This is a genomic window from Microbacterium sp. (assembly GCF_031988965.1).
GTDB lineage: Bacteria > Actinomycetota > Actinomycetes > Actinomycetales > Microbacteriaceae > Microbacterium.
Genome location: NZ_DALZXX010000001.1, coordinates 261,660 through 277,626, shown reverse-complemented (window position 1 = coordinate 277,626; position 15,967 = coordinate 261,660). Strand labels below are relative to the sequence as shown.

Sequence of the window (15,967 nt, the reverse complement as noted above, 5' to 3'; positions counted from 1 at the left end):
GCGTCAGCGACGTCTCTCGGGATCCAGCCCCATTCTGATGCGAGTGCGCTTGCGCTCGATCAGGATGAATACCACGCCGAGGATCCAGAGGGGGATCGGCATCAGGAAGGCGATACGGAACGCCTCGAAGGAGTAGGTCTCCGGCGTTCCCGCGCCCTGGATGTCGAGCGCCAATCCGATGAGCCAGATCGCGATGAGCGCGGCGATGAAACCGCCCGCGTTGGTCACGCCGGTGGCGGTGCTGAGGCGGTGCGACGGGTTGTGAGTGCGAGCGTGGTCGAAGGCGATCATGCTCGCCGGACCACCGGTGGCGAGAGCCACAGCGAGCACATACAGCAGCCAGAGCGGGGCAGGCTCCGGCATCGCGATGACGGCCACCCAGGCGACGAACTGCACGCCGACCGCCGGGAGCACGAGGGCGAGGGAGCGCTGATTGGGCAGACGCCGCGAGAGATCGCCGATGATGGGACCGAGCACCATGCCCGCGATCACGTAGACGGAGATGATCCCCGCGGCGTGCGCGGTGTCGAGCCCCTGTGCGGCGGTCAGGAACGGCATTCCCCAGAGCAGGATGAACGCGGTGCCGGCGAACGGCGTCGTGAAGTGAGACCAGAACGCCAGCCTCGTGCCGGGATGTGCCAGCGCTGCTCGGATGCCGACTCCGGTGTCGATCGACGAGGTCACGACGCGGATGACGCCGGTGTCGGTGTCCACCGACACATCAGCGCCCCGCTCGACGGGATGATTGCGGATCAGCAGCGCGACGAGGATGGTGAAGAGCACACCGAGCCCGGCGATGCTTCCGAACGTGATCGTCCACGTCGTGGCGTGCAGAAGGGCCGCGAGTGGCACCAGCGCGATCAGCTGCCCCGCCTGACCGATGATGCCGGTGAACTGCACCATGATCGGACCGCGCTGGGCAGGGAACCAGGTGGCGACGAGGCGCAGGACTGCCGGGAAGATCGCTGCATCGCCGGCGCCGAGGAGGATGCGCGCGAACACGGCGATCCCGATGCTGGGGGAGAGCGCCATGGTGAGTTGCCCCGCGGCCATCAGCAGCATGCCGATGGTCATGATCGGGCGAGAGCCGAACCGGTCGAGAAGGATGCCGATCGGGATCTGCATCCCTCCGTAGACGGCGAGCTGCACCACCGCGAAGAGCGCGAGCGTCGACGCGTCGGCCTGGAACCGGTCGGCGGCCTCGACGCCGACGGCACCGAGGGACGTGCGGTTCGTGATGGCGAGTACGTAGGCGGCGACTCCGACCGACCAGATGAGCCAGGCCCTCCATCCCGGGGTGGTCACGGGGGAGCGGGGAACCTGTTGCACTCTTCCCACGGCACTCTTCAACGCTACTCCTGATGCGCGGCTGCTCCGGCCGAACGGCGCCGGCGCCTGCGCTGGCGCTGGCGCTGGCGCCAAGGGGCTACCCGATGTCCGCGGCTGTCGCTAGCGTGGCCGCATGACACCCGCACCCGTGCACCACTCGATCAACTACATAGAACTCGTCGTCACCGACATCGACACCGCGAAGCGCTTCTACCGCGATGCCTTCGGCTGGAGCTTCGTCGATTACGGCCCGAGCTATGCGGGCATCTCCGATCCCTCGGGCGACGGATCGGAGGTCGGAGGGCTACTGCTGTCCGACACCGGCCGCGCGGCTGGAGGCCCCCTGGTTCTGCTCTACTCGGACGACCTCGACGCGACGAAAGACGCGATCGCCGCTGCGGGTGGAGCAGTCACGCAAGTGCCCTACGAGTTCCCGGGCGGCCGACGGTTGCACTTCACCGACCCGACCGGAAACGAGCTCGGAGTCTGGGCCGCTCAGTGACGGCAGAATGGGTGCGTGACCCTGCATCCTGAAACCGCTTCGCGTGCCGAGGACGCACAAGCCCGCCGTGCCGTCGTCCGTGAGGTCGAGTGGAGCACTGACACGACCACGGTGGGCGACCTCGTCCACGCATACCTCACGCAGACGGAACACGAGAAGCGCGAGCACGGCGACACGGAGCCGTCTTCGCCCGGTTCTCTACCCGAGAGGTATCGGCATGAGTCAGCCGACCCTCAAGCGGCGTATGCGGACTGCACGGTTCTGATCGCGGAGGTCGGCCGGCGTCCCGCGGGGGTCGTGATCGTCAGAGACAACGGGGGAGAGGCTGAGATCAAAAGACTGTGGGCAGCTCCCGAGGTGCGCGGTCTCGGTGTGGGTTCTGCGCTCCTCGACGCCGCGGTGTCGCTGGCTCCGACCAGACCGGTGCGGCTCTCGGTCTGGGAGTGGCGCGACGCCGCGATCCGTCTGTACGAATCGAGAGGGTTCCGCCGGGTCACTTCGTGGGAGGACAGGCCCGCTCTCGTCTGCATGGTCCGCGCGGAGGGCGCACGGTGACAGCGACAGCATGATCGCCACGGACTCTCAGGACCCGCATCGCGACCTCACCCACTTCACGCTCGTCGTCGATCATCACGACCTCTCGCGTGCGCAGCGGGACGCGCTCCGTGACCTGTTCGACAGCGAGTACCGAGAGAGCCACGGCGAGTGGGATCCGGACCGCCCGTACGGGTATTCGCCCGCAGATGTGCACACGCTGCTCTTCCATGGATCGACGTTGCTCGGCCATGTCGGATTCCAACGTCGCCGGATAGCCGTCGGATCGGCCGAGGTCTGCGTCGCCGGAACCGGGGGAGTACTCGTCCACCCGGACTCGCGAGGCGAGGGGATCGGCCGGAACGTGATGTCTCACGCACAAGACGCGATGCGCGGCGACAGCCGGATCGACTTCGGCTATCTCGGATGCCGAGACGAGGTCGTGCCGTTCTACGGGAGCACAGGGTGGTTGCGGGTGGAAGCCACCGAGCGGCACGTCTCGATGACGGACCCGGACTCGACGCTCGTCTCCTCAGAGGGTCCGATCCTCGTCTTCCCCACCTCGGATGCAGTGTGGCCGCAGGGAGACATCGACCTCCGAGGCACCCCGTGGTGAGCGAAGACGTCACCCCCCCCCGTACCGGCAATGGCGGAATCCCCGGCAGTGTCGAGCTGATCGTCCATCGTTACCCCAGCCCGTCGTGGCTGCCGACGGGAAGCATCGCCGAGGTGGTCAGCGGGGGCACGCCCGAGCCGCCCATGGCGATGGTGCGGCTTCTTCTCCGCCAGGGCAGGAGCGTCTTCTGCGTGCCGAGAGAGGGCACGGGAGCGCTCGATCTTCCCACCAGGCGAGTGATGTTCCCCGGCGACGGTACCGACGAGGCGCGTGTTCTGGCATCGGAGGTCACCCTCGCCGACGCTGAGGTCGACTACGTCGGCTGCGTACGCAACATCGTCATGCATCCGGACGAGGACTACGAATGGCCGGGGCCGATAGCGCGGTTCGGTGTCTGGAGAACCGAGGAACCGCCGCGAGTTCCCGGCACCTGGGTCGAAGTGGACGACAGCTCACCCCTGGCCGCGCGCCATTGGTATCCACTCCTTTCGAGAATCTGAGCAGACTGGTGACGACAGATGAATCGCGACTCCGTACCGGGTCCGCGTGTCCCTCGGGTGGCCTCCACCAGCCTCGCTGGGCGCCGGGTCAGCCGGCGGGTACGTCTCCGAACGTCCCGCTGACGTAGGTCACGCCCTGCTCGCCCGTGGAGCCCAGCACGAACTCGAGGGGATAGCCGTCGACATCGGCGCCGGCCAAGCGTGAGTCACGCAGTCTGGCGGCAATCTCCTGCTGCTGCGGGGGAGTGAGGCGGGAGACGTAGAAAGTGGGGGACTGGGGGCCGCTCGTCATCGATTCCAGCAGGACCTCGGCGTCGGGATAGTCCCGGGCGATGGAGATGATCTCGTGGATCGCATCCGATGAGGTGCGCTCAGGCACGTGCACGATCCGGAGGCGCTCGTTCAATGACTGCAACGTGTAGGTCGCGCCGTCGGCGAACGCGCCCTGCGAGAGAGTGTCGAACACATCTTCGAACTGCTCGATTCGTTGGACGGTCACGAGACCCCACCCGGATTCGCGGCTGATCCCGACGGCTCCGGGAACAGACGCCGCCTGGAGCGTGTCGCGCAGTGAAACAGCCAGATCGCTCGATTGCTCGGCGTTCAGATCGACCCGCCACGAGAACGGAGGCGTAACCTCGGGATCAAGGACGAGTGCGTGCGACGAGCGGGCTTCGAGACTCACCGGTCCCGAGAACGCGGCGGTGGCTCCGTCGAGGGACTCTGCGAACGCGATGACATCTTCCTCCGACGAATCCGCGTCGATCACGACGAGAGTCGACTGCGCGGAGCGATCGCAGGACATGACGAGCGGATCCGCGCACAGCGTGTCGAAGGAGCCGCCGGGCACGAGTGCGCACGCACTCAGGACCACTGCCAGGGGTAGCACGTTCGCAACTCCGATGACGGATCTTCGAACACGATGCATCCACCGATTCAAGCAGATGCCACCGCGGCGAAGCGAGGAGGGGCTCTTCCACTCTACTGGTTACACGGCCTATTCGAGACCGGCCTATTCGAACCACAAAACGTTCCGCTACGCGCGGGTATGCGTAGGAAATAGGTGCCCCGCCACGTCTCCCCGCCGTCTGACTCGAGGGGTGAGGACAGCTCCCGGATCACAAGGGTGTGCGGTCGTGCGCCCGGACGATGTCGAGCAACCACGCGTCTAGCGGACTCAGCGCTTCGTTGGGTTTGTCGTTGATCTTGAGCCAATCGGATAGGAGCGTTGCCGGAAGATGCGGAGCCAGCTTGTTAGTGGTGGACAAATCACAATTCCAGCCCTTAGATCCGAGCCAGGCGCTGAACCTGGCGTATCCGGTATCGGGCGCCGTGAACGTCCGAACTTCTGAATCCCCGATCATGGCATCGCCGTCTGGTCCGAGCTTCGTGGCCAGATCTGACTGGCCGTATGTTTCAAGGATCAGTCCTTCGAGATCCGAATTCATAGTGAATGCATCGAACGGCCGGAGCAGGGAATTCAGTGTCGTCTGACTTGCCAGAGAGGTCGGCAGGTCGGTATGGACGCGGTCTGCCTCTGCCCTGATTTGATTTAGGACATCGTCAGCTGGCTTGCCTCGTTGCGCCAGTACTTCCAGGAGCTTTCGCTTTCCGTTGGTCTTCTTTAGTCCGTCTTTATCGGTGACGGTGTATGAACGAACGCCGAACATGTGCGCCAACTGCACCAGGTACTTCATCGTGTCGATTCCGCCAGCCTCGATCACGGTTATTCCCAGGCCGTAGTGACCGCCGGGCGCTCCACAGTGACGCGCTAGTAGCTTTTCAACAACAGCGAAGTCGCCCTCTCCTTCGACCACGATCACCGCGTTTGCGAACACGAGCTCACTGTTCGCGGCATTGCAATATCGAGAGAGTCTGCCCACGTCGGTGGGAGCGAGGCTTGGAGTTGTCCAGACGTGCTCCGTTCCACCCGATTGCAGCGGTATCCGCGCGATCCGCCCGATCTCGAAGGAGTCGACAAGGACCGAGCTGTGAGTTGTAACTAGCAGCTGAGCATCCCCGGCGATGTCTCTCAGAATCTTCGCCATGGCGCGCTGCGTCTGCGGATGCAGGAAGGCCTCTGGCTCTTCGATGGCAAACATCAGGTTGTGACCGGCCTGGCTACCTTCACGATCGGCGACATATCTCAGAATTCCGAGGACGAGCGCCGACTGAAATCCGGTCCCGCGTTCGGAAATGGGTATGTCGATCTCATCGCGGCTCTTCAAGACTGCTGATTCAAGCATCCCTCTCAGGGCATGACGAGACTCCGGCAGGTCAATGCTGACGGTCTGTTCCCGGAAAGGAAGTTCGGATGCGATAGCGGCGGCAGAGTCGTCGAGTACGGACTTCACGAGGGCCTCCAGCGGAGCGATCTTCGCGGCGAAATCTTGTTGAAGGGCTGTGCTGCGCGACGCGCCCGATCGGATAAGCACCGCCTCCAATGTGTCGAGAAGTCGCTCCAGCGACTCCGGCTCCTCTTTACCGCCGACGTTTCCGACTCGAACGGATGGAATCTTAACGAATCGGAAAGCAGCGACTACTTCCTTGTAGAGACGCTGGGATGTATCGGCATTGGCGTTGCGAGATGCCTGAAAGCTCAGAGTTCCGGAACGGCTGCTCCGAAGGCCCACCCAGATCTTTCCGTCCTGCCGAAGGATGGGGGCAAAGGTCCGGCGTTCCTCGGAGGAGAGCTCACCGAACCACACCTGAATGCTCGAAAGGGTGCGAGAACCCAGGTTCGCGTAGTACTCGTTAAGAGGCTTCAGTTGAGTTAGCTCCGCTCCGGTAGGGTCCGAGAAGAAGGCTTCGAGGATGCGGATGAGCGAAGACTTTCCGGCATTGTTGGGTCCCGCCACCAGTTGCAAACTTGAATCGATGTCCATCTTCAACGAGCGGAAGCCAAGCAGTCGTTCGATCTCGATTCGCACAATTCGCATGTTCACGACCATAGGGCAACACCATGCGCTGCGCCTCAGCATCAGTGATCAAGTGTGATCGTTATGTCGATGTTGCTCACCGCTAAGCCGCGCGCGGGACCGCTATCACCGGGCGCTGCGCTCAGCAGAGGTGCCACATCAGCCGTGGTGCTCCCAGCGATGTCGGTGGCCGGAACTAGCATGTTCGCAGACGACAACTTCCCGTCTGGGGCGGGAATCACTGAGAGGGGACTCAGATGGAACACGTATCGCACTTCAATACTTTCCTGACCGACGTAGTGAATCTGCCGGAATGGAAGCTCACTTATCTCAACGAGCGCACTGAGAGGCTCTTCGACGCACTCAAGAGTGCTGATCTCGGCGTGCCCGTCAAGAAGATGAAGAAGCAAGGGTCCTGGGCACAACGAACCATCATTCAGCCGGCCGAGGACGCAGAGTTCGACGCGGACTTCATGGTCGAGCTCGAAGAGCGTCAAGACTGGATGCCGAGGGACTACCATCGCGCCGTCTTCGAGTCCCTGAGCGACTACGTTGAAGCGCAAGGAATGAGCGTGCCTGCGGAAGCGAAGAACCGCTGCGTTCGGGTCACCTACGCGAACTCGATGCACGTCGACGTAGTGCCCTATGTGGACCGCGAGACCGAGGGCGAGAACATCGTCAACGAGGAGACAAACCTCTGGGAAGGCACCGATCCAGACGGCTTCACAGCGTGGATGAAGGAACGAGACGAGATCAGTCACGGCAACATGCGGCGAGTGTTGCGCTTATTGAAGTACCTCCGCGATCACCGCGGTTTCATGGGAGAGACGCGCTCGATCATCCTGACCACCGTGGTCGGGCGGGTCATCACCTCCGACACTGCGCGAGTGTTCTCCGGTTGCTATGACAGCATCCCCAAGACCCTCCACCGCGTGCTCACCGACCTCGCAGACTGGGTTCGCGATCTCCCCGAGCGTCCAGAGGTCGAAGATCCTTCGTCCGCAGATTCGACCTTCACCCACCGTTGGCCCCAAAGCGAGTACGACGTGTTCCGCGTCGATGTGCAAGAACTCGCGAAGATGGTCGACGAGGCAATAGCGTGTGTCAACTCATCCGCAGAGTCGATGAGTCTCTGGCAGGACGTTTTCGGTCCTCGCTTTGGTCCGCGGACAGAGGGCGCCAAGCCGGTGTTCACACCCCCGACTTCCGAGCCAAACAGGGCTCCAGATACCTCCACTGGCAGGTCCGGGCGCGCCGGGTAGTCGTCTGATGAGCAAGCGGCGGGCTCAGCTCACTTCCTGGCAAAAGCGTTGTCTTCACGAACTCCGTGCAGCATCACTGGCGCACCCTGAGTTGATCCTTCGAGTGGGAGCGGAGAATCTGGATAAGGAGACGTCCGTGCTACGCGTTGGATTCTCCATCCAAACCTCGTCATTCCCCCGTCGAGCCGGTGGACTCCCGCTTCGTGGCGTGGAGGAGCTTGTCATGGCAATCGAGCCCGATGGCGAACGTCCCCCCCACGTCCTCGTAGAACACTTCCGCTTCCTCGGCCATCCGCACGTACTGTCCGGGTACTATCTGTGCCTTTACCTAGACCCCAGCCGAGAGTGGGACTCAGAGTATGGCCTCACATCCCATCCGAACGGAGCCCTGAACAGGCTATGGCGCTGGCTGGAGCGTGCCAGCGCTAACCAGTTCGATGCCGATGAGGCGCTCTACCATGCGGTCGGCGGGCTTCCGCAGATCGGAAGAAGGCCGTCCCCGTTGCCTCCTATAGTCGTGCGCTCGCTAGGCCGGCCTGATCGTAGAGTCGCCAGCAGTTGGGTCGCTTCACGCACAGATTGGTGCCTCGAGCTGCACGAACGCCCTCCAGCGGGCGGGAACGCGATGGCGACGCACTTGCCGGTGTTCTACGCGGACAGGGACCTCCCTTTTGGGGCGGGCCACATGGGGCTTCGCGACTTGCTCGCGCGGCTTGATTTCGACCCTCGAAGAATCGCAGCCCGGAGATATCTCGAAGAGGGCACATCAGCGGCTTTCGGTCCGGTCACCCCAATCCAGAACTGTCTGGGTCCGCGGACTCCGCTTGACGGTTTTTCGATGCCACCTCGATTTGATCCGGCCCAATCGTCCACCTTCCTGGTTGCGCTGTGCATGAGTGCACTGCGGAAGGCGCCTGGGGAGAGTCAGCAGTTTATGTTGGCGGTGCCTCATCCCTCCGGTGGGGCCGCGCATCTATTGGCGGGGCATATCAGCGGGGCCGACGCGGATGTCTTGCGCGAGATCAGCGACTCTGCACGCTCTATCGGCCGGGAGCCGATGCCGAGGGACATTCCGGACGGGCTGGAAGTGCTTTGGGCACATGTCTCGGACGAGCGACCAACGCTCAACACTCGACGAGACCATGCTCGACCGACTGCACGGTACGTCGGCAAGAGCGTTGTCGTCTTGGGGGTCGGGGGTCTCGGATCGTGGATCGCAGAGTTCGTAGCTCGAGCTGGAGTGACGAAGCTCATCTTGTGTGATCCCGGGATGGTCACGGGCGGACTGCTGGTGCGCCAGGCGTACGAGGACGGGGACGTCGGCGGCTCCAAGGCCGAGCGCCTCGCAGAGCGACTACAGCGCATCGCCCCGCTGCTTCGCGTCAAGATCATGCCCGTTATTGAGGAGGAGTGGCTGCACGATGCTCTTCGGGAGGTTGATGTAGTCATCGACGCGACTGTGAGCAAAACGGTGGCTCGCGCAATCAGCGACGGTGCGACCTCAACCGAGAAGCGAGCGGTGGTCGCGCAGGTCGCCGTGGACGCGCGTAGCGGAAGCCTCGGCATGCTCATGATCTACGGCCGTCAGCTCCGATCCGACGCTGTCGAGTTTGATCAAGCGGTCGGAGCGGCCGTGCTCGAGAACCCTATGCTCGAGCCCTACGGGGTGTTCTGGCTCGACCCCGAAGCGGACGACGAGTTCGTTCCAACTCGGGGCTGCTCAATTCCTACCTTCCACGGCTCTGCGGCGGACATGGCGGGTGTTGCATCAACGATGACGACCCTCATCGCTTCACACCTCGGAGACGACGCAAGTGGAACCCACTTGTTTGCCCTGCCCCACACTGGCGTGATCCCCGCTCATCATTACATTCCCATGGAGGCCGCCCATGCTGCGCAACCGTGATGATGGCTACCCGCGTCACAGATGACTGCATGGGACACTCGCGGCGCGGTTATCTCGGCAGTTCCATTGTGAAGACGTAACCTCCTTCGTGTCCGGTGCGATCGTAGACGTGCATCGCCGGGTGCACTGACGTATTGATCGAGCGCCCGATTGCTACGGCGATCGTGGCGGGAACGGCGGGCACGAGGTTCACAACGACCGTGGACGGCAATGTCTCGATTTCGGCGATCAATGCGCGCCAGCAGTTGGCAAAAGCCTCCACTGTCTCGGGCGTGTCCACGAGGTCGAAGTTCGGTGTGATGCCGACGGGCCTGATCTCATAAACGCGTGCGTCTATCGTCGCCGCGACTGGAATCCGCTCCGCTTCCACGGATCCGGAGATCGAAAATACAATGGTTACCTGCTCCGGGGACTCGACCGGTGCGCTCACCATCCGCCATTCGAAATGACGAGCTGACCCCGTGGCGGGCCATCCCCACGACTCTGCAGCACTGCGGCTTCTGGGATAAACCGTCGTCGGGACGGTGTCATCCAACATCACTCCCAGTGCGATCAGGATAGGGATGCGTGCGAGCGGGAACACCGCCAAGTCGGTCACCGTACCGTCCGCCACGAGCGCTTTCATCAAGCGCAAGCGATCCTCGATCAGGTCGACGGCGGCACGCCAGTGGCTCGCTGAATTCTCTTGCTCTCCCGGATATCTCCGAAGATCAATCTCGTACTCGTCGACTCCTCTCAGCGCATAGCTGGGAAAGCGTCCGTGCGCAACCAGCGCTTCATTGACCGCCGACGGAGCCAGCTGTACGGGTCTGCCATGGATCGTATCGACGAGGCAAAGTACGGTGGTACTCTCTTTCCTCGCCAGAGACGTCAGCGCCTTGATCCGATGCTCATGTGCTCTTTTCAGTTCGCGCAGTCTCTCGGCGCTGTACACCGCCCAAAGGCTCCTGGAATCGATGACGTGGTGCTGGTCATAGCAGAGAAGCATGAGGTTATCGGCGTCGTTGCGCTCCGGGCCCGGTAGTGGATCGGCCCCTCGCGGGGAGCCTGCGGCTGTGTCCCAACCAACGATGTGTGCGAGCTGTCCGACGAGAACAGATTGCCCAGTGGTCTCGTCATCGAGGAGCCAGCGATTACAGAATGTGCAGCGCCCGCCCGCCGCAATCCAGACCCGTCGTGCAGTCGCTTCCGGGATTGACCGAGTGGTGTTATTAGGACCAACGGCGACGTTCGGCGAACTGTTTGCGCGCGGCTGTGGCATCAGTGGCCTCTCCTTCCGTCTCGCGCAGCCCGCAGTAGGGCCACGCGACAACTGGAGAATACCCCTACGTGCTCATCCATTCGCTTACCGAGAGATTGAGATCCTCCGACTCACGTGTTTCGGGCATCGATCGATCAGCCCGATGTGAGAGCGCCAAGGGTCTGAAGGGTCGCGACTCAGATTGCGCCGCGCGGCCGCACCTCGACCAACCAGCCGGACCCAAAGCGCGACGCTCTTAGGGGAGTGCCGATACGAAGCCTCACGCAGGTGCCGTCTGGTGTCATCAGGTCGTGTTCGAGTCGCTGGTAGTCGTTGGAGTGGTGCTCGAGCTTTTCCGCAAACGGGGATCGTACATACCCGGCGGCGATGTTCACTGCACGGATGCTCACCGGGCGCAGCTCGGCCCGAACGCGTGATCAGAAGGTTTTCAGTGCGGAGGATGCGGCCCCACAGACGGTGGTTCCGTGGAAGTACGCACTGTCGGCGACGCCCCCACGGTCATGATGTCCGCGACTCCAACAGCGCTTGCGTGGGTCTCAAGGGCGGGTAAGAGTGCGTGGATAAGCCGGATTGTTGCGGTGACGTTGGTGTTGAGGACGGTGTCCCACAGTGCAATGGGTGCGGTGTCGAAGTCGTCGATGCCTGCGATCCCGGCGCTGACGATGACTCCGGCGAGGTGAGGGTGATCGATGAGGATTTGCCTGGCCGCGACATCCACGCTTCGGCGATCGGTGAGATCGAGACGGATGAAGTCAGCGTTCCGGTCTGTGAGGCTGGCTGGGAGGGGGTCGCGATCGATCACGATGACGGTGGCTGCGTCATCAAGAAGCCGTTGCGCGATGGCGAGTCCGATTCCGGAAGCTCCCTCCGCCCGCGAGCACGTAGGTGGGTCGGTCCATCACGGTGCGTGCTCTCTCGTCGTCGCCCGTTCAAAGGCCGGGCGAGTTGCGTCGAGTTCTGCGATGATCGCGTCCGGTTCGAGGTGCCGGTGTAGATCCTTCCGTTGGTGAAGAACACCGGCCTGGCGGCTGGTGGAAAGCTCTGCGCGTCGATAGCGTCTTCCGTGACGCGGGAGCGTTGGGTGCGGCGTCGGAGGTCGTTCTCGACGCGGGAAATATTCGCTCCCACGTTCACTGCTGCGCGGAGGATCTGGCGGTCATCGAGCGCTTCGCGATCGCTCATTTCGTTCAGTTCTCCTCGAAGCGTCCAGAACAGGATGGGCGATTGGTCAGCAACCGCTTCGAGGGCTCAAACCTCTGTAGCCGTCGACCTGATCGATCCCACACGGGCGGCGAACTCGGGGGGGTGTGAGGAGACCGGCCAGTTCGCGGATTGCGAGAATATGTCGTTGTCTACTGGGGAGGGGCATTATCAACGCGAGCATTATTGCTCTATCGCTCGGGGGCAACACGAGCGGTTTCTCCCGCGCCGAGAGAGTCCTTGATGAAGAGGCTCCAACTACACCCTGTCCCGGCACTGTGGAGGGCGCCGAGTATCCGCACGCCTCTGATCTCCACCAGGGGTGCAGATCCGAAGGCACGTGTGAGCCTCCTGACCGACACATCACGAGGTTCTAGCCCGACCGCCTATATCCGCGTTGCTTCCACGGCATCTTCCGCGTCCTGAAGCGAGGTCGAGGCGCGTCAGCGTTCACGGTTCCCTTCCCCAATAGCCAGAGCGACCAAGCTGTCTGAGGCTTCCCCTCGAGCAACATGGCCCGCGCGACCAGGGTGAGGGGGATCGCGAGGATAGTGCCGATCGGCCCCAGTACGAACGCCCAGAAGAACACAGAGAAGAAACTCAGCGTGAGGCTGAGCCCCACGGCGTCGCTCACGAACTTTGGTTGGATCAGTACCTGTAGCGTCACATTCACAAGGCTGTAGATAGCGATAACCGCGATGAAGAGCGGCCATCCGCCAGTCGCGAGAGCCAGTAGCGCCGGAGGCACCAATCCCACGATGAAGCCGACCGTCGGAATGAAGTTCGTAACGAAAGCGAGTACCGCCCACACGACTGGGGCCGGAACTCCTAGCGCCCACAACGCCAGCCCGTCGATCACTGCAACGATTCCGCCAAAGACACTGTTCACAACGTAATACCGACGAATACTCGAATTGAGGTTTCCGATACGGCCGATTTGTCTGGCCGCCGAAGGCCCGAGAAGCTGCTCTGCATGCCGCCAACGTCCAGTGTCGGCGGCAACGACCACGACGTACGCACAGACAAAGAAGAGCGCTACTGCGATGCTAATGAGCGATCCTCCAACCTCTCGCGCGGCGATGAGCACGGCTGTGAGATCGAAGGACCGAGTACCTGTGGGTTCCGGGCTCACTCCGGGCAAAAAGGAGATCCAGTCGTCAATGGATAACGCGACATGTTCCAGCATGCCCCCGGGTGCGAGATCCTCGAGTAACTGGACTAGCTGTCTCATGGCAATCCAAATCAGGGCGCCGGTCGCCGCGATTACCCCGAACGCGACCAAGATGATCGTTGCGGTGCCGAGCCACACCGGGCGAGTTCGCGTCCTCGTGAGCACCGCGTCGCGGAGCGGAAGACAGACGATGACGATGACGGCTGCGACGGCGAGCGGCGCGAACGCCGCACGTGCGAGATGTAACCCGATGAGAGCAACGACAATGCATGCGAGTGTGACCAGAATGTCGACATGGGCGCGGCGCTGCCTTCCCGCGGAGTCGCTCGAGGATGTGAGCATGCGGTCAGATTAGTTTGGGCGAGGCGCCCAGAAACTCTCAGCGGAGGGAGTTCACCCATCAAGGGTGAGCCAGACGGTGCAGCCGTGTAGATGTTTGATTTCATCACTATGCGAGCACATGGTCGACGGGCTGAGTGGAGTCAGACGGTGGAACTCGGATGGATCCTGATCGTCCTGGGCGCGTTCCTCGTGGGCGTGAGCGTCGTCACCTATACGCGGAAAGCGAATGTCGCCGAAAGACCCTCCCGTCGAGCACGGCCGCAAGTTGGCTTGCCTTTCGTGATCTCGATCGAAGCGGGCTTCCTCGTCGTCTTCGGCCTGCTACTTCTCCTACTCTGACCCGTTTCGCCCGATACCGAGAAGGAATCTGGGGGGGGGGCAAGGCCTAGGGCGTGTCTGACAGAGCTCTAGTCCGTGCGATGACGGTGTTGAGGAGGACGGCCGCGCGGTAGTTCACTGCGTGTTTGTCGAAGCGGGTCGCGAGGCCTCGCCATTGTTGCAAACGGGCGTAGTTGCGCTCGATCACGTTGCGGTTCCTGTCATCGACGGCATCGATTCAGATGGGTCTGCCGCCGCGTGGTCCTCGACGCTTGCGGTGCCCTTTCTGGTCATCGGGCTCGGGGATGAAGGCCTTGATACCGCGGGCGCGGAGGTGACTACGGATCGCGCGGGACGAGTACGCCTTGTCGCCGCGGAACGCGTCCGTTCGAGTCCGCGGGCGACCAAAGTCTGACTATGTCAAGTTGATTTGGCTCCGGCGGACGGTTGGATCTGGCCCCGGCGTTGCGGCTGGTCGGGTCGGTTGCGTTCGGGTGTGTTGCGTGCAGGCACCACAGGTGTTCCTACGCTCGTCGCGGTTTTAAGCGTCGGAGCGGCGGGTGATGTCGTCGAGTGCCCAGGTGCTGTCGAAGGCGGCTTCGGTGGGTCCATAGATTCGGAAGTAGACGAACCATCCCCGGTTGGGCAAGGTCTGCACCCATGTGGCATCGTCGTCGGGTTGTTGCGGGCCGAAGTCAATATCGACGTAGTTCCCATCGAGTTTCCCGTTCAGTTCGAATAGTGATCTGACGGCGGCTGCATCCTGTGCGGTGCTGATTTGCGAGCGGGTCTCAGCGTCGTAGACGGTGAGGGACCAGAACAGACCTGCGGGCACCGGCAGGGGTATGCGGAGTCGGTAGGAGCTGCTCCCGTCGAGGTAGTCGCCGGTGGTGTCCCTGGCGGTGAACCAGTAGAGCGATCCTGCGCCGGCTTGGCGGCGGAACATGACGGGTGACGAGGCGATGGCCTGGTAGAACCAGGTTTCCCTCGCGTCGACGTCGGGGCGGCCGTCGATCTCGAAGGTGGCGTTCTCGGGGCGGAGGGTGACCCATTCCCATTGCCGGTCGGGCCAGACCACCCGGTCGGGTCGGCGGTCCGCAAGGGACTGCACGCGAAGTTGGGCGTCGGCGTCTTGGGCGGCGTGGGTCAGGATGCCCTGAAGGCGTTCGTCGGGGGCGAAAGGCAGGTCTGCGCGTATGCCGAGCACGGCGAGTTCGCCGAGGTATGCGCGGTCCTCGGGGTGGATGGGTTCAGTGCTGATGTAGTCGTGCAGGATCCGCCAGTACTCGAGCGTGCCCTGCACGTTCAAAGGGGTGGTGTCCTGGGGGCGTCCGGTCAGATCCACCCAGGTCGGGGGTGTCCAGTGATCGTCTTCTTGGAGGGGGTGGACCTGCACGGACCTGAGGAGTGCGATGGCGGCGTCGACGTCTCCGCCCTGGGGGATGGCGCGCAGGCCGACGACGACCCTGTTGCCCAGGGCGGTGTGGGGGAAGCTCCCATCCGGAAGGTCGCCGTCGTGACCGGCGGGTCCGAGGAAGATGTGCCGTCCGCCGTGTCCGGCGTCGGAGCCCGGGATGCCCAGGTCGGAGATCCAGCTCTGGTCGACGTTCAAAGCTGCTCCCACGATCGGCCCGGGCGGGACGGTGACCACCAGAGGTCCCGCGGTCAGATCGAGCAGGATCGGCGCGTACGGGGTGTCGGAGTTCAGGGTGAACCCGATCTGCCCTGGTCGGGTGTCCATCGTCCCAAAAGAACGGTTCGGGATGACACCGACTGCTTGCGTGCCGGCCAGGATCGTCATTCCGGATACGGCGGGGAAGAAGTGCTTGTAGCAAGTCACCGCACGTGCGTAGTCGGCGGCATCGTATGCGGCAGTGATCGTGTCCGCCGTGGGGAAGCCTCCGGCGAACTCGTAGGGGGTCTCAACCGTCACAAGGCTCTCCTTCATCCGAGTCAGCGCGGGCGTTCCGACGCTGCCTTCACTCTGTCACCTCCGCTGCTGCTGGCGATAGAGGCAACGCTTTATCTGACTCTCGAAAGGCAAAGACGCTCAGCAAACGAGGTCTCACGAGGCGACAGGGTGTTGCCGGGTGTGGGCGAGGCGGTAG

The 15,967-nt window shown here is 62.9% G+C and carries 15 protein-coding genes and 1 pseudogene; 7 read left to right on the top strand and 9 right to left on the bottom strand.

Features of this window, described 5'->3' with window-relative positions:
* Positions 1–3: 3 nt before the first annotated feature.
* The gene (locus tag RTM68_RS01370) at positions 4–1,329 is read right to left on the bottom strand and encodes an MFS transporter (RefSeq protein WP_312167708.1); all 1,326 of its coding nucleotides are present in this window, start codon (positions 1,327–1,329) and stop codon (positions 4–6) included.
* Positions 1,330–1,462: 133 nt separating this feature from the next.
* Between RTM68_RS01370 and RTM68_RS01365 the strand changes: the two genes are divergently transcribed.
* From RTM68_RS01365 to RTM68_RS01350, 4 genes are read left to right on the top strand one after another with little or no spacing between them, the layout of a single operon-like run.
* Entirely contained in the window at positions 1,463–1,831 is a 369-nt protein-coding gene (locus tag RTM68_RS01365; RefSeq protein ID WP_312167620.1) for a VOC family protein, read from the top strand.
* 15 nt (positions 1,832–1,846) lie between these two features.
* Positions 1,847–2,386 (top strand): GNAT family N-acetyltransferase, encoded by a 540-nt coding sequence (locus RTM68_RS01360; protein WP_312167618.1) that lies wholly within the window; start codon positions 1,847–1,849, stop codon positions 2,384–2,386.
* A gap of 10 nt (positions 2,387–2,396) precedes the next feature.
* Positions 2,397–2,981, top strand: coding sequence for a GNAT family N-acetyltransferase (locus RTM68_RS01355; RefSeq protein ID WP_312167617.1), 585 nt, complete (start codon positions 2,397–2,399; stop codon positions 2,979–2,981).
* Complete coding sequence (locus RTM68_RS01350; protein ID WP_312167615.1) at positions 2,978–3,481, top strand: NUDIX hydrolase; 504 nt, start codon at positions 2,978–2,980, stop codon at positions 3,479–3,481. Before RTM68_RS01355 ends, RTM68_RS01350 begins: the two co-directional genes overlap by 4 nt.
* A gap of 88 nt (positions 3,482–3,569) precedes the next feature.
* On the opposite strand, the gene RTM68_RS01345 is transcribed toward RTM68_RS01350, so the two are convergent.
* A complete protein-coding gene (locus RTM68_RS01345) occupies positions 3,570–4,370 on the bottom strand; it encodes a hypothetical protein (RefSeq protein WP_312167613.1) in 801 nt (266 codons plus the stop codon).
* 229 nt (positions 4,371–4,599) lie between these two features.
* The gene (locus RTM68_RS01340) at positions 4,600–6,420 is read right to left on the bottom strand and encodes an AAA family ATPase (RefSeq protein WP_312167612.1); all 1,821 of its coding nucleotides are present in this window, start codon (positions 6,418–6,420) and stop codon (positions 4,600–4,602) included.
* A gap of 236 nt (positions 6,421–6,656) precedes the next feature.
* On the opposite strand from RTM68_RS01340, the gene RTM68_RS01335 reads away from it, so the two are divergent.
* On the top strand, positions 6,657–7,661 hold the full coding sequence (locus RTM68_RS01335; RefSeq protein ID WP_312167610.1) for an SMODS domain-containing nucleotidyltransferase: 1,005 nt from the start codon (positions 6,657–6,659) through the stop codon (positions 7,659–7,661).
* A gap of 7 nt (positions 7,662–7,668) precedes the next feature.
* Positions 7,669–9,567 (top strand): ThiF family adenylyltransferase, encoded by a 1,899-nt coding sequence (locus RTM68_RS01330; protein ID WP_312167609.1) that lies wholly within the window; start codon positions 7,669–7,671, stop codon positions 9,565–9,567.
* Positions 9,568–9,616: 49 nt separating this feature from the next.
* Here the strand turns inward: RTM68_RS01330 and RTM68_RS01325 are convergent, their stop codons facing one another.
* From RTM68_RS01325 to RTM68_RS01310, 4 genes are all read right to left on the bottom strand, one after another.
* Positions 9,617–10,501, bottom strand: a complete 885-nt coding sequence (locus RTM68_RS01325; protein WP_312167607.1) for an SAVED domain-containing protein — start codon at positions 10,499–10,501, stop codon at positions 9,617–9,619.
* Positions 10,502–11,004: 503 nt separating this feature from the next.
* Positions 11,005–11,202 carry a hypothetical protein gene (locus tag RTM68_RS01320; protein WP_312167605.1) on the bottom strand — a complete coding sequence of 66 codons (198 nt, stop codon included), beginning with the start codon at positions 11,200–11,202 and terminating at the stop codon, positions 11,005–11,007.
* Between the two features lie 53 nt (positions 11,203–11,255).
* A complete protein-coding gene (locus tag RTM68_RS01315; protein ID WP_312167706.1) occupies positions 11,256–11,681 on the bottom strand; it encodes an SDR family oxidoreductase in 426 nt (141 codons plus the stop codon).
* Positions 11,682–12,401: 720 nt separating this feature from the next.
* The gene (locus RTM68_RS01310; protein ID WP_312167603.1) at positions 12,402–13,541 is read right to left on the bottom strand and encodes an AI-2E family transporter; all 1,140 of its coding nucleotides are present in this window, start codon (positions 13,539–13,541) and stop codon (positions 12,402–12,404) included.
* Between the two features lie 147 nt (positions 13,542–13,688).
* Here RTM68_RS01310 and RTM68_RS01305 point away from each other — a divergent pair, with 147 nt between their 5' ends.
* Positions 13,689–13,880 carry a hypothetical protein gene (locus RTM68_RS01305; RefSeq protein ID WP_312167602.1) on the top strand — a complete coding sequence of 64 codons (192 nt, stop codon included), beginning with the start codon at positions 13,689–13,691 and terminating at the stop codon, positions 13,878–13,880.
* 46 nt (positions 13,881–13,926) lie between these two features.
* Here the strand turns inward: RTM68_RS01305 and RTM68_RS01300 are convergent.
* Positions 13,927–14,265, bottom strand: a pseudogene (locus tag RTM68_RS01300) (transposase); the annotation flags it as partial.
* A 135-nt stretch (positions 14,266–14,400) separates the two neighbouring features.
* Positions 14,401–15,792 (bottom strand): DUF1214 domain-containing protein, encoded by a 1,392-nt coding sequence (locus tag RTM68_RS01295; RefSeq protein WP_312167600.1) that lies wholly within the window; start codon positions 15,790–15,792, stop codon positions 14,401–14,403.
* Positions 15,793–15,967: the final 175 nt, after the last annotated feature.

Bases quoted from the DNA above. Each gene is read 5' to 3' on its own strand.
- RTM68_RS01355 (WP_312167617.1), top strand. From the start codon at position 2,397: ATGATCGCCACGGACTCTCAGGACCCGCATCGCGACCTCACCCACTTC.
- RTM68_RS01310 (WP_312167603.1), bottom strand. From the start codon at position 13,541: ATGCTCACATCCTCGAGCGACTCCGCGGGAAGGCAGCGCCGCGCCCAT.
- RTM68_RS01365 (WP_312167620.1), top strand. From the start codon at position 1,463: ATGACACCCGCACCCGTGCACCACTCGATCAACTACATAGAACTCGTC.
- RTM68_RS01335 (WP_312167610.1), top strand. From the start codon at position 6,657: ATGGAACACGTATCGCACTTCAATACTTTCCTGACCGACGTAGTGAAT.
- RTM68_RS01330 (WP_312167609.1), top strand. From the start codon at position 7,669: ATGAGCAAGCGGCGGGCTCAGCTCACTTCCTGGCAAAAGCGTTGTCTT.
- RTM68_RS01340 (WP_312167612.1), bottom strand. From the start codon at position 6,420: ATGCGAATTGTGCGAATCGAGATCGAACGACTGCTTGGCTTCCGCTCG.